The following is a 22857-nucleotide window of genomic DNA, read 5'->3' on the forward strand; positions in this document are numbered from 1 at the left end:
CACTCTTTCAGAGTTTTGGTTGGCTACCAATTTCAAGGCAAGTTTCGGCTTGCTTTCTTCATACATAACTAATTGCCTCACATATGTCAATCTTAGCTTTTCAAATGCCGGAGAAAGTGGTGATGGAGAAATCCGACGACTTCACTGGGACGTTTGAATTCAAGCCTCTGGAGAAGGGCTACGGCGTTACAATTGGGAACGCCCTGCGGCGCATTCTGCTTTCGTCGCTGGAGGGTTTCGCCATTACGTCGGTGCGCACGACTTCGGTGCTGCACGAGTTTTCGACGATTGTGGGAGTGATTGAGGATATGTCCGAAATCATTCTTAACCTCAAACAAGTGCGCTTCAAGAAAATCAGCGACGCTATTGAGGACAAGATTACGGTGCGCATTAGCGGTCAGGATACCTTCACGGCGGGCGATATCGGCAAATTTGCTGTTGGCTTCCAGATTCTGAATCCGAAGATGGTTATCTGTAATCTTGATTCAGCCAAGGAATTGGAGTTTGAGTTGACGATTGCGCGTGGCCGCGGCTACGTGCCGGCCGATGAAAATAAGCCGACCGACCAGGTTTTTGGTCAGATTGCGATTGATGCTATTTACACGCCTATCAAAAACGTGAAATACAGTATTGAGAACACGCGGGTAGAGCAGAAAACTGACTATGAGCGCCTTTTGATTGAAATCCAGACGGACGGTTCCATCCATCCGGAGGAGGCGCTAAAAGGCGCGGCCAACATCCTGATTCAGCATTTTATGCTGTTCTCGGACAGCACGATGCAGCTGAGCGGCAACCGCCCGGTGGCTGCTGAGCCGATTGACGAGGAAACCCTCGCCATGCGCAAGGTGCTAAAAACGTCGCTGGGCGAAATGGACCTTTCGGTGCGGGCTTACAATTGCTTGAAGGCGGCTGACATCAAGACCCTGGGCGAGTTAGTACAACTCGACATGGCCGATATGATGAAGTTCCGCAACTTCGGTAAGAAGAGCCTGACCGAACTGGAAAATTTGGTAGAAGAAAAGGGTCTGCACTTCGGTATGGACCTGAGCAAGTATCGCTTAGACGAAGATTAATTACTGGTTTCTGGCCGTTACCCTTCACTCATTTGAGAGGGGGTAGGGGCCAGAAACTTTTTTATTTCACCCGCTACGCCCTCGGGGCTGGGGTTCTAATGAGGCTTTTGGGTCCGCCGTGGTCTTGGTCCGCAAGCGTAGCATTTAACCAACTTGTCCGATGAGACACGGTAAAAAAATCAATCACCTGGGCCGTACTGCCGCCCACCGCAACGCGATGCTGTCGAACATGGCTTCGTCGCTGATTATCTCGAAGCGCATCACCACGACGGTAGCCAAGGCTAAGGCCCTGCGCCAGTTTGTGGAGCCGCTGCTGACCAAGGCCAAAGACGACACGACGCACTCGCGCCGGACCGTGTTTGCTACCCTGCAAAACAAAGAGAGCCTCAAGGAATTATATGGCGAAATCGCTGGCCGTATTGCCAACCGTCCGGGGGGCTACACCCGCATTCTCAAGCTGAGCGCAACCCGTTCCGGTGATAACGCGGATATGTGCATCATTGAACTAGTGGATTTCAACGAAACCATGCTGGAAGCCAAGAATGCTTCCGAAGCCAAGTCGACTACTACCCGTCGTTCGCGTCGTCGTGGTGGCAAGACCGAAGTTGCGGGCAACGAAACCGGTACTTCGGCTGCCGAAGTGAAGGCTGATGCTCCGGCAGCGGCTACTACGCAGTCGGCACCGGCTGATACGGCTACCGATACGCTTACCAACGGCGAAACCCGCGAGGAAGCTACGGCTGAGTAATCTTAGCAAACGAATTGAAAAGGACCTGCTGAGAAGCAGGTCCTTTTTTTGTGCCTTTATAGTAGCCTATGCCCGGCACGGAGGGGGTAGGGCCCTACCCCCTCCGTGCCGGGCAGCCTTGTGCAGAACACGCGTTACACTGCCAGTAGAATACATTTACATAGGCTAGTGACGTTTTGCGGGCTTTGTGCAACCTGACCGCGCTAGCGTTTGTCTGTGTTGCATATAGTTCGAAAAGCTGCCAACTTTTTCGCCTACCCCAGCTTAGTTTATTTATGGAAGCCGTTGCGTATATCGACATTAATGCGCCGCTGGTGGAGCGCTGCCGGGTAAATGACCGGCAGGCGCAAGCCGAGTTGTATCGGCGCTACTCCAAGGCAATGTTCAATGCTGCGCTCCGTATCACGGGTGACTATGCCGAGGCGGAGGACGTGCTGCAGGAGTCTTTCCTGAGTGCGTTCAGAGAGCTGAGCGGCTACAAGGGCGACTCGTCGTTTGGGGCCTGGCTCAAGCGGATAGTCGTAAATAAGAGCATTAATTGCCTGCGGCAGCGCCGCTTGCAGCTGGTGCCGCTTGAAGATTTTCACCACGATAGCTCGCCGGCCGAAAGCGTTTCGCCGCATGCGAAGGAAGATGCGGAGGAGCAGCAATACCGCGCCGATGTGCTGCGGCGCTGCATTCAGGAGCTGCCGGATGGCTACCGGATAGTATTGTCACTGTATTTGCTGGAGGGCTACGACCACCTGGAAATCGCTGGCATCCTGGGCATTACTGAATCAACTTCCAAGTCGCAATATAGCCGGGCCCGGCAGCGCTTGCGGGAGCTGGCCGCCGAGCGCGGCTTAAGCTAACAACCCTGCCTGCTTGGATACTTAGCGCATTACGCACTCTTTCTCATCCTTTCCTATCCGTTTCTGCTGGATTTTACTGCCGGGCAACCGTATTAGCTCATGGCATAGTAGTAACCTGAACAGCAACGGGGTGCTTATTTATTATGGAACCTATCAATTCTGATTTACTAGAAAAATACGCGGAGCGGCACCGGGCCGACTTCGACTTGCACGAGCCGCGCCCGGAGCTTTGGGCCGCGCTGGAAAAACAGCTGCATGGCGAAACCCCGAGCGATAAGCGCCCCGTGATGGGGATAGTGAAAGATATCCACGTGGCGGCCGAGCTGCCTGTGGTGCGGATGCAGGCTGCCAGGCGCTGGCAGCACTACGGCCTGGCGGCTGCGCTGGCGGCGTTGGTAATCGCGGCAGGGGTAGGGGAGCGCTGGAAAGTCAATCATGCGCCGGTAGCAGTCGCTACCCCCGCTATGGATGCCGGCCTCTATGTGGCGCCTGCGACTGGTTTAGTAACGGCCAGCCACCGGGAGGGAGCCGACGTGGACGCGCGCCTCGACACGGCGGTGCATGGGATGGAGCGCTACTATATCGCGCAGCTGAACGACCGCAAAACGCAGCTGGGCCAGCTGGCACCATCGGCTACGGCTGAGTGGGCGCACGAATTAGTAGGGCTCGATTCGAGCTATCAGCAGCTCAAGCGCGAGCTGCCCCAGCACCCGCAGCCAGAAGTGGTGCTGACGGCCATGAACCGCAACCTACAAATCAGACTCGATATTTTGGACCGGCAGCTGGAGCTGCACGGCGGCGACCATACCGCGCTCGCCGCAGGCAACTCCGGCGAATATGTGCTGGCCGATAGCCGGGTAGTGGCCGACAACGTAGTAGTGCGCCGTCATGGGCGTTAGATTTTGCTACCTAGTGCTGGCTGCCCTGGGCCTGATGCTGCCAGGCCGCGGGGCCCAGGCCCAGGCGGGCACCGACCCGGCGGCCGAGCGCACGCAGGCCAACTACGTGGCGCCGATAGCTGGCAGCGCGCAGGAAGCGCCAGCAGCCCAGGTGCCGGACCAGCAAGAAACTATCCCACCCATTGAGCAGCGCCGCCACTTTAGCCGCAGCATCAAGGTAACGAAGGTGGGGCAGGCCTTCTCGCTCGACACCCGCTATGGGCGGGTGCGGGTGAGCGCCTGGGACAAGCCGGAAATGAAGGTGGAAGCGGAGCTAATAGCCCGCGCCGAAACCCCGGCGGCCGCTACTCAGCTGCTGGATGGCCTGAGCGTGCAGTGGCTCGACTACGATGCCCGCACGGGCGGCGTCGCCGTGACCTCCCAGTTTGGGCCGGAGCTGAAGGGTAAATGCAGTGGGGCAGGCTGCCGCTACGAAATCAGCTATACCGTGTGGCTGCCCAATACTACGGCCCTGCACATCAAGACCAAGTTTGCTGATGTAGCGGTGGCCGGCGACTGGCAGGGGCCGGCGCAACTCGACGTGAACTACGGCACCCTGCGCACGGCGCGCCTCAACGGCACGGGTAACGTGGTGCGCATCGCCAACGGCGACGCTACCCTGCCCTATGCCCAACAAGCCACCTTGCAAGCCGACTACGCCAAGCTGCGCCTCGACGCGGGCGAGCAGATTGAGCTGCTGACTAATTATTCAGATGTGGACATGGGCACGGTGCGTGACCTGCTGGTGCATAGCAAATACGGCGACGTGGCGCTGGGCAGCGTGCGCACCCTGCGCGGCTCGTCGGGCTACTCGCATTTCAGCGTCGATAAGCTGAGCGAGGGCCTGGATATGGCCGTGCGCTACTGCCCCGATTTTGAGGTGCGCGACCTGGGCGCTAACTTCCGGCAGGTGACGCTGGATGGCGGCTACAGCACCATTCGGCTGGGTTTTGCGGAGGCTACCCCCAGCTTTCGCTTCGATGTGAGCACCGAGCAAGGCCAGCTGCTGGTTGATAAAAACCAGGTGCGTGTGCTCTCAACGGGGGGCAAAGCGGACGGCATTGCCGACGTGATGGGCGTGTATGGCGGCCGCCTGCCGGCGCGCGGCGCGGGCAACGTCAACATCAAGGTGCGTTATGGCACGGTGCGCTTCAGCAAATAGCTTTGCGGGGTGATGCGCCCCCGGCTCTTTCTCTTTCTTAGCTACCTGGCCGGCCCGGCGCTGGGGCAGGCAGCGCCCCCGGCCATGCCTCCTACCCCCTCCTCCAGCCTGCAAGCCTACGCGCTGCGCCTGCGGCCCGGCGACGACCTGCGCCAGCAGCTGCTGGCCTTTGTGGCGGCGCACCGCATCGAGGCGGGCGCGGTGCTGACCTGCGTGGGCAGCCTCACCGACGTGCGCCTGCGCCTGGCCAACCAGGAGGAAGCCACGCTGTACCGGGGGCATTTCGAGATAGTATCGCTGGTGGGCACGCTCGCGGCGAGCGGCGGCGGGCACCTGCACCTGAGCGTGGCCGACAGCACCGGGCGCACGCTGGGCGGCCACCTGCTCGACGGCTGCCGGGTGTACACGACCGCCGAAATCGTACTGGCCGCGCTGCCAGGCCTGGTTTTTACTCGCGAAACGGACCCCACTTTTGGGTACCAGGAATTAGTAGTGAAGTCTGCGCCGACGCGCGTTCCCAAAAAACGGTAGCTTTACGCCGACCTATTTCCCGCCTTTCGCCCCGTCCCATGCCCGATTCCACCGCCCTACCCCCCGCCCCGCCCGCCGACTCGCTGGCCGCCGCTGCCTTTCGCCGGCAGGTGCTGAGCCCGGCCAAGCTGCGGCTTTTTATGCTGCGTAAGCTGCCGATGGCCTGGCTGGCGGGGCTGCGCTTGGTGGCCCTATCGCCCGAAGCGGCCACCGTGACGGTGCGGTATAAGTATTTGACCCAAAACCCGTTTCGGAGCATCTATTTTGCCTGCCTGGCGATGGCGGCCGAGCTGGCTTCCGGCATTCAGGCCATGATGCAGGTGCAGGGGGGTAAGGCGGTGTCGATGCTGGTGGTGGGCCTCACGGCCGAGTTTAGCAAGAAGGCGGTGGGCACCATTGCCTTCACCTGCCCCGACGGCGCGGCCATCGCGCAGGCCGTGGCTGAGAGCCGCGCCACCGGCGAGGGGCGCGTGGTAGTGTGCACCAGCACGGGGCGGGATGAGGCCGGCGACGTGGTGGCGGTGTTCCGGGTCACGTGGTCGTTTCGGGCGAAGCAGTAGTGGCAGCCAGTTAACCGGCTTGTAATGTTTTTATCCTCGCCAAGTAAAAATCTCTACAGTCTTTGTAGGGATTTTTACTTGGCGAGGATAAAAACACTACAAGTCAACCTCCATGTTTGTCCGCGATGAAGGCGGGTCTGGCGGCGCTTCGGGCTCGGCAGCGTTGGCGGTTCTCGGGTTGGGGAGATAACGTGCAGAAACGCGCCCCTATCTAGTAGAGCGGTTTCAAGGTGAGGGTAGAAGGGGGGGCTGGCGGCTGGTTTTCTGCTTCCAGGACAAAGAAAAGTTGCCTTATCCACGTCCATTTCTACCCAACCACCTGAAGCCCGGTTCAGGCGGAAAATGCGCTCCTTGCCGAAGACCGATACCGGACACAGGAGCTACTTACTGTTGTTCTTACCCGACTGCAACTCACACAAGGCAGAAGCTTGAACCAGGACAATACCATAAAATGATTATCATGACAAGGCGCATCATCAAGTCAAAAAGTATCGGCATTGCCACCAAGCTCGTTGGCGTTGCCCTGTTCACCGGCGTAGCGGTGCTGACAGCTCCGGTGGCGGGTGGCCTCGTTCGCGCCCAGACCCGAAAACCTGCTTCAAGTACCGCAGGCGAGGGGATGAAATTCTATCAGTCCGAGGTGCATTCGGACGAACTCGGCCTCGACGTTGAGATTAATGGCATCTCCGTCGAGTCCGACGAGGGCGGTAGCGGCGGGCAGCTCCTGAACACGTTTCTGCTGGGCGAGCCAAACCACCTCACCATTACGCTGCACCCCCCCAAAGGGGCTGCGCGGCCGCCCGCTGGCGCGTTTGTCATCTTCAACATCAATGCTTTCGGGCGCGAGCGAACCAGCAAGCCGGAGCTGGTCTACCACTACGAGTGGCGGCAGACTAATCCGGCCAAGCCGCTGCCCGCCACGATTCACGCCGTCCTGCCGCCGGTAGTGCGCGCCGGGCCTTTGAGCTGGCAAGCCGCACCGAAAGTCACGTTGAATGCCCAATCGGAGGCGGCTATCAACGCGCTCGTCAAGCGCTACTACGCTGCCTTGGCGGCCAAGGACGCGGGCCAGCTCAGCGAGTTGCTGAACAATTCGTCACGGGATGCGTCCATTGCCCTGGGACGCCCGCTGGCCGACATCGAGGCCAGCCAAAAGCGGCGGTATCAACAAGATTTTGCTGATTCGCACTGGCGCGTCAAGCCCGTGGATTACGCCCATCTGCAGTACCATCTTTGTGCGGATAATCGAATTGTTGCCGTGGTGAACCCTAACGGCAGCGCCCCGCTCGTCTCCGCCCCGGACGCCAATGGGAGCACCTCCGAATTTACCGTCCGCGTTGCCCTGCTCCACGGCCAGTGGACCCTGGTGCTTTGAAAAACCGACCCCCAGCGGATGAGTTCCTACCCCAGGCGGGCACCGAAGCTCCCCGCCTGGCCGCGCCGCCGCGGCCGGTGCCGCGCCTGCTCCCGCTGTACCTGACCCTGCTGACGACCCAGCTGGGCTGGCTCGCGCTGGGCGTCGGCCAGTTTTCTTTCTGGGTCTGGTGCGCCTTTGGGGCGGATGTTAAGAGCGTCTTATTCCTGGCCCCAAAACAAACCGGGTCGGGAACCGTGACGCGCATCACCCTGACCCCGTTTGAAGAAGGCACCGGGTCCTCGCCCGGTGCTGGCAAGATTTCGGTTCAGTACACCAGTCCCATCTACGCCGTCCAGTACACGTACCGGCGCGGCGGGCGGCGGCTTTCGGGCGTTTCCTACGCCGTCGGAGACGCAGAAACGGGGCCTTCCCTGTGGATGCACGACCCCAACACCTATTCACGCCGGTTCGGGGACCTGGCCGATACGCCGCTGGCGGTCGGGATGGCCGTTCCGGTGGAGATAGTGCGGGGGCTGCCGGCTCTGTCTAGGGTGGCGCAAATGAGGTCCAACGTCTTCCCTGCCTACCGTCTCCTGGTATTGGCGTTTACCGCGCTGGGCCTGGTCTGGATTATTCCCGGCCTGCGGAACTACAAGCGCATTGGCACGCTGCTCGCCGCCGGGGTGGAAGACCAGGCCGGGGAAAACCTGACCGACCCAGCGGGCCGCCTGCCGGAGTTTCCAATCAGCCAGCCCGCGGACCGCTGGCTGGGCATCCGGGAGGGTCGGCTTCATGCACCAGGGCTGGCGCGGTGGCTTGTAGTGCTGATTATTCCTCTCGGCGGGCTTCTTGCCAGCCTCTCCTACCTCTTGCATCACTGGGCGGCAATCCGCTACACCTGGCACGCACTCACCGGGTAGGGCCGGTGGGGTTGGCTTCGAGCCTAAAGAGGACCCGGCCGCGAGCCGTCTCGGGGATGGGGGTAAAGCTGCTTGGCAGCCGCTTCTTGCTTGTTTACGTTTGGGGTAAACGTAATTACTCCATAGCTTTCGGGAGGGGTACTTTCCTGCCTGTCACTGCTGTCAATTTAATCTCCTGAGAAAGGAACGAGAAAAATATGGATACTCTTGGCTACGCTTTATTGGTGATTTTGGGAGTAGCATTACTGGGTGCCCGCCAGGCCGAGCCCGCAACCCAAATCGCAGCGGCGAAAGCAGCTACGCCAGTCTCCGCGCCCCGTCCCGATAACTCGCCGCCGAGGAAAGCCCGAGAGCGCTACCATCTGACGGCCGATTATGAGGGCGTCTTGCTGGAGGTGCGGGTCAACGACATGCCCGTTATTCTGGACGATGGGAGGGACGGCACGGGGTCATACGTTATCAATAATTTGCTCACCAGCGCGGAAAACACCATTACCGTGGTGGCAAAACCGCCCCAGGGCCAAACCCACGCCCTCGCAAATGCCACCATCCAAGTTAGTGTCATCACCATTTCTGGTCTGGGTGGCGACAACGATAAGGTAAAGGCGTTGTATAGCTTTGACTGGAAGATGAAAGACACGCAGCTGCCCCTGCCGAGCGTCCGCGGCCAGTTCCAGACCACCCCGCCCGCGGAGCCGCTGAGCTGGCAAAACGCCACCAAGCTGAGCTTGGCGACGCTGGACAAGGCCGGCATCAACGCCCAGATTAAACGGCTTTATGAGGCGCTTATAGATAAAAATGCGGCGGAAACCACGGCCTTGCTCGCCTCCGCAACTCACGACCTGAATGTTGGTTTTGGCCTGCCGCCGGGAAACCCGGATGGCGGCTGGCGCAAAATTTACGAGGAGCAGTTCCGCCGGCCGAACTGGGGGCTCAGCCCAATTCACTACGAGGCTTTGGGGTACACTATCTATGGTGGCGGGCGCGCAGTCCGCGCGCACGCCCCGAACGGCCGCCCGGCTTTTACGTCCACGCCAGACGAAGACGGCGGGACTATCATCTTCGACGTTTACCTTTCTTTACTCAACGGCCACTGGGTAATCGTGAAATGAGCCAGCAAAACCCCCACGCCTCACCGCGCCCCACCCCGCGCCTACTCGCCCCGCCGCCGCGCCCCGTGCCGGCGGGGGTAGTGCTCTACCTGCTGCTGCTGGCGAGTCAGCCCGGTTGGTTTTTTCTGAACTTCGGTATGCTGCTGTTCTGGTTCAACTGCGCTTTCGGAGCAGATGTCAAGTCTCTGCTGTTTCTGGCCCCGCAGCACGCTCTAGGCACGGTGACGAGCTTGAAAGTAACGCCAATTCTGGAAAGCACCGGCTCAAGTTCCTCCGCCGGCGGCTTGCATCGTGACTATGGCATCCGGCCGATATTCGCATTTCAGTACACTTACGCCTTGCCCGGCGGCCAGCTGAGACGGGGAACCTCTTACGTAGGACATTATAATCCCAGCGATGCAGGGGAAGACCTCCGCGACGGCCTGTTGATTGAGGGCGCTTCAGCGGACACAACCGGAGGCTACGAGCTGGTCAAGAGTGGCTCCAAAGTCTGGGTCGAGTACGTGGGCTTTTTGCCCGCGGTCTCGCGCATCCGGGGAATGCACTCCAACGTGTATCCCCTGTTCACGCTGGGCGTTCTCGTCTTCGCCGTTATCGGCGTGGTGCTGCTGCGGCCGGCCGCGAAGAACTACCGCCGCATCCAGTTCCTGCTGCGGTCGGGGGTAGAAGATGCCGCCCACGCCAACCTCGATGACCCAGCGGGTCAGCTGCTGAGCTTACCCATCAGCCCGCCCGCGGACAAATGGCTGGGCATCCGGGAAGGCCAGCTGCACGCGCCGCGACTACTGAGGTGGCTGCCGGTGCTTCTCATCCCGCTGGGCGGGCTGCTGGTTAATGGCCTGTACTGCTGGCAGCACTGGGCGGAAATCTCCTACACCTGGCACGCACTGGTGGGGTAGCTAATTGTAAAAATAACCGCTATGAAATTAGGTTTCAGAGTGCCGCGCGGCTCGTCCTCGGCCCCCTTTCTGTGGGCGGCGCTGGTCTTTTTCCCGGCCTACCTGCCCCTGCCCGGTCACGGACAAACAGCCACCAAAAAGACACCCGCCATTCCGCCGAAATCGGCCGCCGTTGCGCACCCTGGTAAACCTGTGATTGGAACCTACTACAACTACATTCTCGACGTTGACCCCAACCCGTATGCCTACACCGTCCGCGTGAACGGCTGGCTGCTTTCCAGCAGCCCCGGTGAGGCCAACACCCATTTTAGTTCCACCCGCCTCGGCTGGTACCTTGTTCAGGGGCAAAACACGGTTACCATCGACATTGGGCCGCCGCCAAAGGGCGTGCCGCCGGGATACCAGTTCGCCGTGCGGGTCCGCACGGCCGCCGGCACCGTCGCCGCGTATCACTGGGACCCCGCCAAGCCTCATGCCTCCTTGCCCGTGCGGGCCAACGCGCAGTTTGAGGTGCCGCGTTTGCCATTGGGACCCTGGGCCTGGCAAACGGCCCCCAGGATTACGCTGGACGCCCCGACCAAGGCCGCCATTAATGCCCACATCAAGCGCCTGTTCAACGCCCTCGACACCAAGAACGTGGAGGCGGCCGTTGCCCTGTTCGCACCCAGAAACCGGGAGGATTCAGCGATAGACGGTACTTCTGCCGCTGAGTCAGATGCCGCCTCCCGTGCTGATTGGCTGCGGATGTTCGCGGTTCCGGGTTGGCACCTGGACCTGATTGATTACTCCAAGCTGCACTACACATTGGAGGCAGACGGCCGTGCCGTGCTGGTGCTGCGGGCCAATGGCAGCGATGTACTACGAACAACTTCGTCCTTGGACGGGGCAGGGGGCAGCTACGACCTCTACTTCAGCCTCATCCACGGTCAGTGGACCCTAATCCGCTAATGTTTAATAATACCCATTGCCAGGGCCTTTTTGGGTCAGCAACACTGGCCGCCCTTTTGGTCCTTCTTGCATTGCACGCTCACGGGCAGGCAGCCACCAAAAAAACACCCGCCATTTTGCCAAAATCGGTAACCGCGTCGCACCCTGAAAAACGCGCGGCGGCTCCCGATTACACGGAGGATGTCCGGTCCGACGGCGAGGCCGTGACCGTGCTGCTCAACGGTTGGCCCATCGCTGACATGCAGGGCGGGCAGCATGCCGGGCTAATCAACTACGCCCTCGTTGACGGCCCCAATTACCTGGCGGTGACCATTGCGCCCCCGCCCGGCGGCAAGCCCGGCTCCGTGGACATCGCCACGGTCCTTATCCAGAACGGGGCTAAAAACGTGCTGAGCGTCCAGTGGAAAGCGAGGACGACCCCGCCGCCGCCGCTGCCGTTGCACCAAGCCGCTACGTTCCAGTCCGGCACGCACTTCGGGCCGCGCGTCTGGCAGACGGCCGCGCCCATCACGCTCGATGAGGCCACGAAGGCGGCCATTCGCGCTCAGATTCACCGCCTCCATGACCTGCTGGAGACCAAAGACCTGAACGGCATGGTCCAGCTGTTTGCCGTGCGGGACCGCGAAGACGCTCTTTCGCACGGCGAGTCGCCGGAGCAAAATACGGCGGCAGCCCGCAAAGATTACCAGCAAATGCTGGCTGACCCACACTGGCGAATGGCCCCGGTCCACGACGACCGCTTGCAGTTCCACTTGCTTGCGGATAAGCGCGTGGTGCTGGCGGACTATGGGAAGGATACCCAGGTGCTGACAACGCTGCCGACGCCAAGCGGCGATATAACTGCTTTTGAGCTTTACTTGTCCCAGGTCAATGGGCAGTGGATTATTGTCCATTAGCCGCTTAGGTAGCAGAAGCTTCATTTAAGCTGTTAGGCATTAGGTGTCCGTTGCTAGTTTTAACTAGCACCTTGACTAACAACCGAATATCAACAACAGACAACCCATTTATTTTTGAACGACTACTTAGAAAAGCAGCTATGCCCGCAGTACAAATAATGGACGAAGCGAGCGAAGAATTAGTGGCTTAGCTAGCCTTCTACTGCCGGGTCTCGGCCAGGTTTTCCTTGTTAGCACGTCCACCATGCCGTCCTCGCTCACCACCACGACCAGGCAGGGGTAGGGCAAACTTTCGACGTAGTGCCCGGCCGCGTTCAGCAAGAAGGCGGTGGGCCCTATTGCCCAGGCCGTGGCCGAGAGCCGCGCCACCAGCGAGGGCCGCTCGGTAATCTGCCCTAGCACCAGGCTGGATGAAGAAGCCGGCGACGCGGTAGCCGTGTTTCGCGTTACGTGGTCGCTACGGAAGCAGCAGGAGCGGCGGTGTAGGGTTTTGAGGTTGAGCAATGAAAAAAGCCTACAGTCAGTGTAGGCTTTTTTTATTGCTCAACCTCAAAACCCTACACGCAATTGATTAAGCGGAGGTAAATGTCCCCAACCGAATTATTCGCCTACAGAGAAGCGATTTTTCAGCGCTTCGGCAGCTAACTGATTTTCTAGCGGTTCAACTGCTGAGCGAGGCCCAGGTTACAGATTGTGAACGACCATTTACTAAATTAGAACTTACGCAAAAGACGGTTGTCATTGCGGGCGAAGCGCGGCAATCGCACCCGAACGATGCCCGAACGATTTCGTTCTGGTGCGATTGCTTCGCTTTGCTCGCAATGACAACCATCTTTTGCGTAAGTCCTATAAATGTAGAAGGCTATTTCCTCATTTGCGTTAGTCAAAGCGCCAGCGTGCCCTTGAGATAGCCCCATTTGGTCGAAAGCTACGCCTCATCACTACTCCAAATAGGCCATGTCTTCCGCGCTTAAGTGGATATCGGCTGCCGCCAGGTTTTCGCGCAGGTGGGCCAGCGACGAGGTGCCGGGTATAGGCAACAGCAGCGGCGACTTGTGCAGCAGCCAGGCGATATTGAGCTGGGCTTTCGTCACGCCCCGCTGCCGCGCCAACTCGGCCAGTTTATCATCGGCATTGGGCAGGCCATGCACTAGCGAAGAGAACGGAATGAACGGAATGCCGTGCTGCTCGCACAGGGGTAATACTTCGCCGCTCCGGGTTTCCCGGTGGCCCTCGCCCAAGGTGGTGCGCTGGGCGTAGCCGTACATATTTTCCACGCTGGCCACCTCGCCTAGTTGCCTCGCGGCGGCTAGCTCGTCGGGGCTGACGTTGCTCACGCCCACGTGCTGAATTTTACCCTCCTGTTGCAATTCGTACAGGGCCCCCATCGACTCGGCGAAGGGTACTTCGCTGTGGGGCATCACCCGGAAATGCACCAGTTGAATCTGCTGCTGCCGGAGCGTGCGCAGATTATTTTCGATGCTGGTGCGCAGTTCCTCGGGCCGGGCAAACAGCGCGATGCTTCTGTCTGGCTTACGGATGCCGCCTACTTTCGTGCAGATAACCAGGTCGTTTGGATAGGGGTAGAGGGCCTCGGCAATCAGCCGGTTGGTCACATCCAGCCCGTAAAAATCGGCGGTGTCGAGGAAATTGACCCCGCTGGCCACGGCTGTTTGCAGGATTTCGAGCGCCTGCGGCCGGTCCGCCGGCTCGCCCCAGTTGCCGGGGCCTGTGAGGCGCATAACGCCGTAGCCGAGGCGATTGACGGTGAGTGGCTGGGCCGACTGGGGCGCAATAGTGAGGAAAGAGGACATGGAAGAGGTGGAGTCGTGAGCGTGAAGAACGTGAACCGCACAAAGGTCGCCCGGCCCGAAACGGGAGCCTAATGGAATTCAAACGAAAGGGTAAGAAATTCAACCCATCGGCGGCAGCGGAGGGGCCAGCTGGTTTTGGCCCGGCCTGGAAGAAGGAAGGGGAAATGCCGGTTTGTTTCTTGAAAAAGTTGTTGAAGTGGGGGTAGCGCAAGGGTAAGAACAGAAATTCCCGTTAGGGCCGTAGCGGCGGATTTCGGTGGAGTTGGGGTGTCTCAGAATACGGGCGTTTTAACGCTGCTAAGGCATTTTTGAATGACAAGCCGTTTCTGCCCCACCAATGCGGCTCGTTTGGTTATCTCGCTAATCAGCGGCTCATACCACCCATAGAACGTGACTTATTGAGACAAAAGCACCTGCTACGTGCTAAGTTCTGACGCCAGGAGTGCCTAACGGGGATTTCCGTTCTTACTCTTGCCCTACCCCTATAATTGCCCTTTTTACAGGCGTTTTAGAGCTACCCTGTTGCCCGATGGCAATGCCTGAGTCTGGCTGGCGGTCACCTTATATCCGGGTTGCTGGGAGTAGACTACCCATTACCGCTCTTTCATCTTTTGCTGGTGCATGATACCAAACTCAATCATGGACAAGATGATGGGGCCGTACACTTGGCTGTAGTCCGTCGGCTCATAGAGGACGGTGACCGGGATGTCGGCGTGGACGGTGCGGGAAATAATTCCGTTCATTTCCAGCTCCTTTAGCTCCTTGGACAGCATCCGGGTGGTAATGCCTGGAATGCTGCGCGCTATCTCCCGAAACCGGCTATTGCCGTTGCAGATGGATTGGACAATGGGGAGTTTCCATTTGCCCCCGATAACATAAAGCGCATCCTGAAGCGCCCGCAGTTGCTGGGGCTGGTCGTGAAGCGGGGGACAATTTTTCATGCTAACTGGTATACTTGGTGATACTGGTTGTAAATGTATACCAGGTAGCGGGTAATTTTGGCTTCGCTTAACAGCCAGTAAGCGCGGAGCCTCGCAAACGCGGGGCCGCAAGCCGGTTAGCAGCCCGTCCGCAACGGCTAGCGGGGCTGCTAGCTCCGTCAAACGACGACGGTTTACCGGTTGGACTACCCTCTTTTTTATCTTTAAAATAACCTAAACTAGCATGACAACAGCAGAGGCAGGCCCTACCCCCCAGGAGAGAGCGGCAACGCCAACCAATACGATGCAGGCAATTCGGCAGCACGAGTTCGGTGGGCCGGAGGTGCTGCGCTACGAAGAGGCCCCAATTCCTGCGCTACAGCCGGGGGAAGTGCTCGTGCGCGTGCACGCCATTGGCCTCAATCCCCCCGACTGGTACCTGCGCGACGGCTATAAAATGCTGCCGCCCGAGTGGCGGCCGGCGGTGCCCTTCCCCATTGTTCTGGGTACGGACGTGTCGGGGGTTGTAACGGCTGTTGCCCCGGATGTGTCGGGCTTCGCCGTGGGCGAGGAAGTGTTCGGGATGGTTCGTTTTCCCAGCTTTGGAGACAGCCGGGCGTATGCCCAATACGTCGCCGCACCAGCGTCGGACCTAGCCCACAAGCCGGCGAGTATTACGCACGCGCACGCCGCCGGGGCCGCTATGTCCGGGCTCACTGCGTGGCAGTTCCTGATTGAACTGGGGCACACGGAACCGAATCCGCTGCAACCGGAATTGCATCGTCCAGTGCCGCTTCAGGGCCAGACAGTGCTCGTGAACGGGGCCGCGGGCGGCGTGGGGCACTTGGCGGTGCAGCTAGCCAAATGGCAGGGGGCGCACGTTATCGCCGTAGCAGCGGGCACGCAGGAGGCATTCGTGCATGCACTTGGGGCCGACGAGTTTATCGACTACACCAAGACCAACCCTGAGGACATCGCGCACGACGTTAACCTCGTCGTAGATACCCTTGGCGGCCCGACCACCGGTCGATTCCTGCGCACGCTCAAACCGGGCGGTGCGTTGTTCCCCATCTTCCCCTTGGGCTTCTCCGGTGCCGAAGAGGCCGCGCAGCAGGGCTTCACGGTCTCGGCGACCCAGGTGCGCTCGAATGGCCCACAGCTGGCCGAACTCGGCCGCTTGCTCGAAGCCGGGACGGTTCGCGTCGCCATCGACAGCACGTTTCCGTTGGCGGATGCACGCCAGGCACACGAACGGGCCGCCCAGGGGAACCTCCAGGGCAAAATTGTGCTCACGGTCGCATAAGCCCAACTGCCTGACGGATGGACTGCCCCCTCGCGACGCGAAAAACTCACCCGCGGGGGTGGCAACCCAGTGCCTTTCTCAACTCAATCCCTAGTCCCATGCCTACTTCTGCTAAAGATGCCGAGCGTCACCTCTTCATAACTGTTCGGAGTCAGCCGGCGCACCGCACGCACGCGCAGCAACTCCTACTTGAACTCGTAGACCTGGTGCGCCTCGAACCTGGCTGTCTGTACTACAACCTCTTCCAGCAAACCGAAGACGCGGAGGTGTTTCTGTTAACCGCTGCCTGGGCCAACGACGAGGCCGTAGCCGCCCACTCGACCCCAGCCCAGTCCCAGGTGGTCGAGCGGCTGAAGCCGCTCCTGGCCAGCCCACTGGAGGTTATTCCCATCCGGCGGGTAAGTGAGAGCCCGGCAGTATAAAGTACCACGCCGGCCGCGCCGTAGGAGCAGGCCAAAACCAACACTTTTCCCAGAAGACGCTTATAAGATGTTTTATGTTATCCGACTTTTCCGGGAACCAACGGGAGAATAATAGTCTCCTTACTATCCCCAGAATGCTATTCGCAGCGAGCTTATTGATTTTTACTGTGCCAATAGCTGGCGTATTCAGTTGGTAGCATCCCCCCAGGAACAAACCGTTCTGCCGAAGCCCCATAAGTTTGAACAGCAAAGGCAACAGCTTCTTCAACCGAAGTAAAGGAGTTGGTAACCTCCTCATCTGGGTCTAGCAGCGAGAACTCAGCGACGTTATGCCATTCTTCATCGCCTTCATCAAATGACTCCATGTAAGAGACAGTATATTGGTTCTGAATCTTTTTGGCAATGTATAACCATTTTATCACTGCGTAGTCAGCTGTCTCAGAGTGGCCTAACCACTGTTCGACTTCTTTACCTAAGTGAACTCGTGCAACTAGTTCTAATGGAGAAAGATAGAGCACCATGCAGAGCTTTTTTGCTAGAAATTTAGCGCAAGTAAGTACCCGATACCAGACCTTAATTCGCTCTCACTACCATCGATGGTAAGTCATTTCTTAAACGAGGGATTGTCTTGTGTGACAGGCTGCCCTAATAGCTTGTCACATTTTCTAGACGAAGGACTACAAACAGTGACAACTGCTCTGCCCGCGCACGTCATTGGCAGAAGTCAATAACATAACGCGTCGTCGAGGACCGAACTTAGGAAAATGCTCATGTGCGCAAGTAGCTATTCTCACGATTTGATAGTAAGCGTGGGCCTCTGAAAGGTATGCCTCTCAGAGGCCTCGTCTAGTCAAACTGAGGTGGTCGGGCGCCTGGTCGGCGTGGCTGGACATCCCACCGCGGCGACGGAGGGCCCCTGGATTGAGTCGATTCCAAATCAGAACTACCGCGCTAGCTTTGTCGAAGTCGAGGGGTTGTATTATCCCTTCGGTATTACCCGGCGCGTGCGCTTTGCCCTTGGCTTCGGCGGCTTTACGGGCCGCTATAAACTCAACACCTTCAACTCGGCGACTATTATCGACAACCAGGTGCAGACCTATGAGCTGGCGACGCGTCAGGGCGCGGCCACGGGTTATCTGGGTTCGCTGAATGTAGAAGTTGCCTTGGGCAAGCAGCGCGTTTGGCTGCTGGGTCTCAAGGCCACCCGTCAGCAAGGGCAGTAGGCTAGCCTTACTAACTGGAGCCGCGGCATTACCAACTTACCCGGGCAAAGCCTGACCCTAGCTCGGCAACTATAGCCCTGCGCCCAAGCCAAAGGGGCCTAGCTCATTAAGGTGCGCCTTTCTGAGCGATAGGGCCAGCCTAGCAATTTGTTGCTGGGCTTGGCCCTTTTGATAATTTAAGAAGTGGGTTCCGTAATATGAATTTGTAACTCATAGGTCACACTTGGTTCATGGGGTGAGAATACCCTAAAAGGGAGAGGGCTTCGACTGACTGTTTACGCCGGGTGCTATTCTGTAACTTGTAGAGTTATTTTTTTGATAACATAATTAACGCTACACAATTTGTAGCGTATTTTTGCTGCTAACCTCGCTAACTCTACACGTATGCCCCGCCGCCCTGCTTCGCTCGATTCCGTGGTGGCCGCCTTGCGGCAGCATTTCAACCTGGGGCAGCCCGAGCTGGCCCAGTGGCTGGGCTTGAGCACCGCCACCGTGAGCCACCTCGAAACCGGCCGGCGCGCCCTCAGCCCCGCCGCCGCTGAAGCCCTGGCTCCGCTGGTGGCGCTGCTACCCCCGCCCGGCGGGCCGGCCACTGGGGCGTTGCGGCTGGCCTCGGCCGCTACGCCGCCCGCGCTGGCAACGGCTCCGCCCGACATTGCGCCGCTGCTAGCCCGGCTCGACTACTGTCAGCACCACGCCCGCCGTCTGCGCCGGGCGCTGGTTCCGCTCGAAGCGCAGGCGGCCACGGCCGCCCGGTGGGCCGCCGCCCTGCCCGCGCTGCGGGCGGCCCTACCCCCCGACCCCGGCCCCACCGCCGCCCCCGACCCGGCCGCCGACTGGCCGGCGTGGCAAGCCTGGCACCGCCACCGCTGGCTCGACCAGCGGCCTACTACCCTGCCGCCCGACCTGAGCGCCCACTACCACCTGCTGCGTCTGCAAGCCGAAGCGCTGGAAGCGGAAGCAGCAGCGCTGCTAGGCTTGACCGCCGCATAGCCGCAGTCTATTTATAGCCGACTACTTGCGAAAATGAAGTTGGTGGTTACTTTTGGGCGTTCAAGTATTCACCAAATTTTCATTTTTACGAATCCGCATGACCTACAACGTAAACACTCTTAAAGACCGGGCGCAGTGCCTGGAAGCCCAAACCTCCCTGGAAGCCGAACTGGACGGCTACCAGAACCGCGACCAGAACCTGGCGTTTCAGGACCGGCGCAATGACCGGTCGGATGCTTCGGCCACTACGCGCCTGGCCGCCGCCACCGACAAGGTGAACTACCTGACCCAGCAGCTGGCCGGCCCCAACCTGGCCCCCGCCGACCGCCGTCGCTTTGAAGACCAGCTGTTGACCGCTACCTACCAGCAGGCGCGCCTCACCAGCCGCACGGCCGACGCGGGCGGCGCTGCCGGCTTCCTGGCCGACGTGGACTCCGACCAGATTGATGCCCAAGTAACAGTGCTGAGCGGGGCCATTACCGCCGTCAAAGCCCGGCACGACGCGCTGCCGGCCTAGTTGGCTGTAAAACTCCTGCTTAAAAGAGGCCGCTCCGAGTATCGGGGCGGCCTCTTTTAGTGACCTGACTAGACGCTTACTGGCGGGTTTCGACTAGGTTTTCCTTGGTGAGCACGTCCACCATGCCGTCTTCGCTTACCACCACGACCAGGCAGGGGTAGGGCGAGCTTTCGACGTAGCGCCCGGCCGCGGGCCAGCGCGTAACCGTCGGCGCGGGCGGCCCGCTGAGCAAAGCAACTTCGGCCTTTTGAACAAAGCGCTCCAGTTCCGGGCTTACTAATTTTGCCTGGTCAAGCAGCGTTTCTCGCCGAAGCAGGCTGCCTGGCGAGCAACTAATCGCACTCCCCGATGAACGTCAAGCAGCTGAACCGCTACGCGGAAATGGTCGTCGTGTGCCGCGGTGACCGGCGCTACGGGCGGGAGACGACCTTCGAGGATAATGTCCTGGTGGGGGTGCTGGCCGGCGAGCTGAAAGTGGTGCAGGCCGACCGCACCCGTTACTGCGGCGCGGGCGACACGCTGTTGCTACCCCGCCACCAGCCGGCAACTCTGCTAAAATATCCGAAAGATGGCGTGGCGTATCAGGCCGTGCTGGTGAAGCTGCCCACGGCCCTCGTGCGGGCCTATTACGCGCAGCACGCCCCGGAGCCCGGCCGGCCGGCGGCCACCGACGCGCTGGTTTTCCCCAAAAGCCCGCTCTTACGGAGCCTTTTCGCCTCCCTGCTGCCCTACCTGGAGCTGGAACACCGCCTGCCAGCGCAGGTCCTCGCCGTGAAAATAACGGAGGCTATCGAGATACTGCGCTGCCTCGACCCGCGCAGTGACGGGGTGCTGGCCGACTTCGCCGATCCTGGAAAAATCAACCTGGTCGAGTTTATGGAAGCCAACTATCGGTTCAATATTCCCCTGGCCAAGTTTAGCTACCTGACCGGCCGCAGCCTCACCACCTTCAAGCGGGACTTCAAAAAAGCCTTTGCGCTGAGCCCCCAGCGCTGGCTCACGCAGAAAAGGCTAACGCTGGCCCACTACCAGCTCGCGGAGAAAAAGCGCAAGCCCGTGGAGCTGTACCTGGAAGTAGGCTTTGAGAATCTCGCGCATTTTTCGGTGGCTTTCAAAAAGCAATTTGGCTACCCCCCAACCGCCCTGGTCGGGCCGGGAGCGGGCCACCAGCCGGCTAGGCCGGCGCGGCAACAGCCCTAACATACTCACTGGTTTGCCCGGCTGAAAAGATTCCGCCGGTTCGTTTTTCGTTTTAAATTCAACTAGTTCCGCCCATGAAATCAGCCTTAATAACCGGCGCTAACAAGGGCATTGGCCTGGAAGTCGCCAAACTCCTCGCCCAGCACGGATTCTTCGTGTACATTGGCAGCCGTAAGCTGGAAAGCGGGGAAGCCGCCGTTCAGCAGCTCAAAGCCGCCGGGCTCGATAACCTCGCCGCCGTTCAATTAGACGTCACCAATCCCGAATCCATTCGGGCAGCTCGGGCGGCGATTGGCGAAAAAACGCCGGTTCTGGACGTGCTGGTCAATAATGCCGGCATTTCCGGCGGCATGTCCCAACCGGCCCTGGAAGCTACGCTGGAGCAATTCCGGGCCGTGTTTGAAACCAACGTGTTCGGCGTGGCCGGGGTCACGCAGGCGTTTGTGGACCTGCTGCGCAAGTCGCCGCAGCCGCGTATCGTTAACGTCAGCAGCGCAATGGCGTCCCTGACGCTGTACGCCGATTTCGACAACGACAATTTCGCTTACCGGTTTCCGGTGTACCAGGCATCGAAAACGGCCCTGAACATGTACACCGTCAACCTGGCCTACGCGCTGCGCGACACCCCTTTCAAGGTCAACGCGGTGTGCCCCGGCTACACCAAAACCGACTTCACGGGCCACCAGGGCACCAGCACGGTGGAGGAGGCCGGGCAGCGCATCGTGAAGTACGCGCTGCTTGACCCGGATGGGCCAACCGGCAAGTATTTCAGCGAAGAATACTTCCCCGCCCCGGCCACCTGCCCGTGGTAAGGCCCAGCGGAGCTTGGGGAGGCGCCCTCCCTCGCGCCCACTACGGGACCATTCACCAAGGAATACCTACTGCCGGGTTTCGGCCAGGTTTTCCTTGGTGAGCACGTCCACCATGCCGTCTTCGCTCACCACCACCACCAGGCAGGGGTAGGGCGAGCTTTCGACGTAGCGCACCGCCGAGTTGAAGCGCGCGCCGCGGGTGCTGGTGCCGTGGCCGCTGGCCTTGCCATCCAGAATGACGCCGATGGAGTAGCAGTAACCCTCGGGGTCGAGCAGCACCGCGCCATCAATGCTGGTGATGAGCTGGGTGATGAGCGGCGTGAGGGGCACCGGCTCAATGAGCGTGCATTGCAGCTTGAGGCGGTCGGCCTCGGCCAGCGCTTCGGTCGTGACGACGAGCAGCGTGCCCTTGGGCTGGCGGCTGGCTTCGAGCACTACCTCCCAGAGCAGCAGGGCCTTTTCGGGCCGCATCTCGGGAAAAGTTCGCTTGAGGTCGCGCTTGAAGCGGGCGCGATTGAGGCGCGGGCGGGGCAGCGTGGGCAGGCCGTAGCGCGAGCGCAGCAGCACCTGCCCGGCGTGGGCAAACTCCCAGGCGTAGTGCGTCACGAAATGAATGTCAAATAAATCCTCGCGGCTGGCCTCGTACTGGCCCACTTGCCGGCCCAGGGCGTACACTTTTTCGCCATCGGCGAGCAGATGCACGTCCTGGCTGGTCATTTCCAGCAGCTTGCGCACGGCGCGGTAGTCGCTCAGCTCGGTGGGGCAGGTGAGGGCAAATACCTCCTCCACGTTGGGGTGGCCGCGCTGGGCCAGCAGCAGCCGCCCTACCCCCTCGGCCCCCTCGTAGCGCAGGCTGGAGATGGTGTTGAGAGTCATAAAAAGTTGCGCTACCCCAGGGTCGGCCCCCAGGGCGTGGGCCGGCGTATCGAGCAGGCTGCGGCCCGAGGCGCGTAATAATTCGTCGGTTTCGCGGGGCCGAAAGAGGAAGCCCGCCCCCGGCTCGGGCTCATTCAGCGACTTCACGCATTCCTCGTTGAAGCGGAAGAGCGCGGCCACCAGCAGCGAGTTGGCCAGCGGCCGGCCGTTGGTGTAAAAGCGATGGGGCTGCAAGGCGGGGTAGGAGCGCAGGGGCTTGCGCCGCACCCGCAGCACCGTAAACACTAAGTAGCCGTTGAGGCGCACCGGCCAGCCCGCGAAGTGCTGGTAGGCGGCGGCTCCGGTCTCGTCCAGCTCATCCAGCACCTGCTGCACGGCATCATAAATACTGCGGTTCTGGTAGCGCTGGCGCAATATGCCAGGGCTCATGCCCGGTTCGAGGAACGGGGTCGCGGGGGGCTCGTGGCTCTGCTGCGAACGCAGGCCCTGGGCCACGGCGTGGGCAAAAGCGGCGGCGGGCAGCGCCGTGGCGGGGGCGGTCGGTTCCTGGCACACATCCAGGCCGGCTGTGGGGTCGGCGGGCAGAGCCAGCAGCTGCACGTAGGGCTCCAGGTCGTCGTCGAGGGCATCGAATAGCGCCTGGGCGATGTGCTGGGCCGCCTCGCGGTAGCGGTGCTGGTGGGGCCAGATGTAATTAAGGGCAAGAGCCGGCGGAGCCGGCGCGGAAGTCAGGGAGTCGAGCATAAAAGCAGAAGCTGGGCACTAAGGCGGCCCAGCTTCTG

The 22857-nt window shown here is 60.2% G+C and carries 24 protein-coding genes; 20 read left to right on the forward strand and 4 right to left on the reverse strand.

The window, feature by feature from the left end; genetic code table 11:
• Window positions 1-83: 83 nt before the first annotated feature.
• From A0257_16275 to A0257_16335, 13 genes are all read left to right on the forward strand, one after another.
• Window positions 84-1073, forward strand: coding sequence for a DNA-directed RNA polymerase subunit alpha (locus A0257_16275; GenBank protein AMR28494.1), 990 nt, complete (start codon window positions 84-86; stop codon window positions 1071-1073).
• A gap of 160 nt (window positions 1074-1233) precedes the next feature.
• Window positions 1234-1821 carry a 50S ribosomal protein L17 gene (locus A0257_16280; GenBank protein ID AMR28495.1) on the forward strand — a complete coding sequence of 196 codons (588 nt, stop codon included), beginning with the start codon at window positions 1234-1236 and terminating at the stop codon, window positions 1819-1821.
• A gap of 275 nt (window positions 1822-2096) precedes the next feature.
• Complete coding sequence (locus A0257_16285) at window positions 2097-2672, forward strand: RNA polymerase (GenBank protein ID AMR28496.1); 576 nt, start codon at window positions 2097-2099, stop codon at window positions 2670-2672.
• A 143-nt stretch (window positions 2673-2815) separates the two neighbouring features.
• Window positions 2816-3571 carry a hypothetical protein gene (locus A0257_16290; protein ID AMR28497.1) on the forward strand — a complete coding sequence of 252 codons (756 nt, stop codon included), beginning with the start codon at window positions 2816-2818 and terminating at the stop codon, window positions 3569-3571.
• A 13-nt stretch (window positions 3572-3584) separates the two neighbouring features.
• Window positions 3585-4772 carry a hypothetical protein gene (locus tag A0257_16295; GenBank protein ID AMR28498.1) on the forward strand — a complete coding sequence of 396 codons (1188 nt, stop codon included), beginning with the start codon at window positions 3585-3587 and terminating at the stop codon, window positions 4770-4772.
• 108 nt (window positions 4773-4880) lie between these two features.
• Window positions 4881-5303 carry a hypothetical protein gene (locus A0257_16300; GenBank protein ID AMR29809.1) on the forward strand — a complete coding sequence of 141 codons (423 nt, stop codon included), beginning with the start codon at window positions 4881-4883 and terminating at the stop codon, window positions 5301-5303.
• A 38-nt stretch (window positions 5304-5341) separates the two neighbouring features.
• Window positions 5342-5863: a thioesterase gene (locus tag A0257_16305; GenBank protein AMR28499.1), complete on the forward strand. Its 522-nt coding sequence runs from the start codon at window positions 5342-5344 to the stop codon at window positions 5861-5863.
• A 619-nt stretch (window positions 5864-6482) separates the two neighbouring features.
• Window positions 6483-7238 (forward strand): hypothetical protein, encoded by a 756-nt coding sequence (locus A0257_16310; GenBank protein AMR28500.1) that lies wholly within the window; start codon window positions 6483-6485, stop codon window positions 7236-7238.
• Window positions 7220-8140, forward strand: coding sequence for a hypothetical protein (locus A0257_16315; GenBank protein ID AMR28501.1), 921 nt, complete (start codon window positions 7220-7222; stop codon window positions 8138-8140). The genes A0257_16310 and A0257_16315 overlap by 19 nt, the downstream gene beginning before the upstream one ends.
• Window positions 8141-8526: 386 nt before the next feature.
• Entirely contained in the window at window positions 8527-9252 is a 726-nt protein-coding gene (locus A0257_16320; protein ID AMR28502.1) for a hypothetical protein, read from the forward strand.
• A complete protein-coding gene (locus A0257_16325) occupies window positions 9249-10151 on the forward strand; it encodes a hypothetical protein (protein ID AMR28503.1) in 903 nt (300 codons plus the stop codon). The genes A0257_16320 and A0257_16325 overlap by 4 nt, the downstream gene beginning before the upstream one ends.
• A gap of 21 nt (window positions 10152-10172) precedes the next feature.
• Window positions 10173-11099, forward strand: a complete 927-nt coding sequence (locus A0257_16330; GenBank protein ID AMR28504.1) for a hypothetical protein — start codon at window positions 10173-10175, stop codon at window positions 11097-11099.
• A gap of 71 nt (window positions 11100-11170) precedes the next feature.
• Window positions 11171-11995: a hypothetical protein gene (locus A0257_16335; protein ID AMR28505.1), complete on the forward strand. Its 825-nt coding sequence runs from the start codon at window positions 11171-11173 to the stop codon at window positions 11993-11995.
• Between the two features lie 941 nt (window positions 11996-12936).
• Here A0257_16335 and A0257_16340 read toward each other — a convergent pair.
• A complete protein-coding gene (locus tag A0257_16340) occupies window positions 12937-13809 on the reverse strand; it encodes an aldo/keto reductase (GenBank protein ID AMR28506.1) in 873 nt (290 codons plus the stop codon).
• Window positions 13810-14402: 593 nt separating this feature from the next.
• Window positions 14403-14750 carry an HxlR family transcriptional regulator gene (locus A0257_16345; protein ID AMR28507.1) on the reverse strand — a complete coding sequence of 116 codons (348 nt, stop codon included), beginning with the start codon at window positions 14748-14750 and terminating at the stop codon, window positions 14403-14405.
• Window positions 14751-14973: 223 nt separating this feature from the next.
• On the opposite strand from A0257_16345, the gene A0257_16350 reads away from it, so the two are divergent.
• Window positions 14974-16032, forward strand: coding sequence for an NADPH:quinone reductase (locus A0257_16350; protein ID AMR28508.1), 1059 nt, complete (start codon window positions 14974-14976; stop codon window positions 16030-16032).
• A gap of 98 nt (window positions 16033-16130) precedes the next feature.
• Window positions 16131-16454: a hypothetical protein gene (locus A0257_16355; protein ID AMR28509.1), complete on the forward strand. Its 324-nt coding sequence runs from the start codon at window positions 16131-16133 to the stop codon at window positions 16452-16454.
• A gap of 152 nt (window positions 16455-16606) precedes the next feature.
• On the opposite strand, the gene A0257_16360 is transcribed toward A0257_16355, so the two are convergent.
• The gene (locus A0257_16360) at window positions 16607-16975 is read right to left on the reverse strand and encodes a hypothetical protein (GenBank protein AMR28510.1); all 369 of its coding nucleotides are present in this window, start codon (window positions 16973-16975) and stop codon (window positions 16607-16609) included.
• A gap of 453 nt (window positions 16976-17428) precedes the next feature.
• On the opposite strand from A0257_16360, the gene A0257_16365 reads away from it, so the two are divergent.
• The 5 genes from A0257_16365 to A0257_16385 all read left to right on the forward strand — a co-directional run bounded on the left by A0257_16365 (window position 17429) and on the right by A0257_16385 (window position 21199).
• Window positions 17429-17677, forward strand: coding sequence for a hypothetical protein (locus A0257_16365; GenBank protein AMR28511.1), 249 nt, complete (start codon window positions 17429-17431; stop codon window positions 17675-17677).
• Between the two features lie 384 nt (window positions 17678-18061).
• On the forward strand, window positions 18062-18670 hold the full coding sequence (locus tag A0257_16370; GenBank protein AMR28512.1) for a hypothetical protein: 609 nt from the start codon (window positions 18062-18064) through the stop codon (window positions 18668-18670).
• A 97-nt stretch (window positions 18671-18767) separates the two neighbouring features.
• Entirely contained in the window at window positions 18768-19187 is a 420-nt protein-coding gene (locus A0257_16375; protein ID AMR28513.1) for a hypothetical protein, read from the forward strand.
• A 348-nt stretch (window positions 19188-19535) separates the two neighbouring features.
• Window positions 19536-20387 carry an AraC family transcriptional regulator gene (locus tag A0257_16380; protein AMR28514.1) on the forward strand — a complete coding sequence of 284 codons (852 nt, stop codon included), beginning with the start codon at window positions 19536-19538 and terminating at the stop codon, window positions 20385-20387.
• 74 nt (window positions 20388-20461) lie between these two features.
• The gene (locus A0257_16385) at window positions 20462-21199 is read left to right on the forward strand and encodes a short-chain dehydrogenase (protein ID AMR28515.1); all 738 of its coding nucleotides are present in this window, start codon (window positions 20462-20464) and stop codon (window positions 21197-21199) included.
• A gap of 66 nt (window positions 21200-21265) precedes the next feature.
• Here the strand turns inward: A0257_16385 and A0257_16390 are convergent, their stop codons facing one another.
• Window positions 21266-22819, reverse strand: a complete 1554-nt coding sequence (locus tag A0257_16390; protein ID AMR28516.1) for a hypothetical protein — start codon at window positions 22817-22819, stop codon at window positions 21266-21268.
• Window positions 22820-22857 lie beyond the last annotated feature (38 nt).

Origin of the sequence: Hymenobacter psoromatis (assembly GCA_001596155.1) — a bacterium.
In the GTDB taxonomy this organism is placed as follows: Bacteria; Bacteroidota; Bacteroidia; order Cytophagales; family Hymenobacteraceae; genus Hymenobacter.